This window comes from Sphaerochaeta sp. UBA5836, from assembly GCF_002432845.1.
Lineage (GTDB): Bacteria > Spirochaetota > Spirochaetia > Sphaerochaetales > Sphaerochaetaceae > Sphaerochaeta.
The window spans coordinates 19,751-20,256 of record NZ_DJGW01000002.1 but is presented as its reverse complement, the minus strand read 5'-3'; the positions used below and the strand labels follow the sequence as shown (position 1 = coordinate 20,256).

Sequence of the window (506 nt, the reverse complement as noted above, 5' to 3'; positions counted from 1 at the left end):
TCCTGCGGTGTGTACCGAACTACGCTCAAGAATACCAAGCGCGGCAATCCTCCCGGAGTCTTTGGTTCGCTCCTGCTGGACGAAGGCTTTTTCCTCATTCCCTCAAGCGACCTGCAAAGCCCGCTGAAGTGGTGGGACTGGAGACGAAGGCTGCTTGCCTTCCACTGGTTTGCCAACCATCCCCTCTCCAGCATGCAGGAGCTCTATGAGACCTGGTACATTCTCAAGTTCCTCTGCCAGGAGTTGGACAATACCTGGGCGAGAGAGATGGGACGGACACTGGCCTCACTTTCCAAGAATGATTTCGCCCAATTCGAACCGACTTTCCGCTCCCAGGTTCTGGATCTGCTTCGCCGCCCATCCACTACCGCCAAGATCACGAACAGCCTGTGGAAGCACTACGCTCACTACCGCAAGAAGAAGGGAAAGAAGGTCGAAGAGATCAACAGCCCCGATTTCAAGCGCAATGTCACCACCATCACCAAGGAGCTGATCAAGATGGAGCG

Annotated in this window: 1 pseudogene; it reads left to right on the top strand. The window is 55.1% G+C overall.

What is annotated here, in order from left to right:
• A pseudogene (locus tag B3F49_RS00125) lies at window positions 1-506 on the top strand (DUF523 domain-containing protein); the annotation flags it as partial.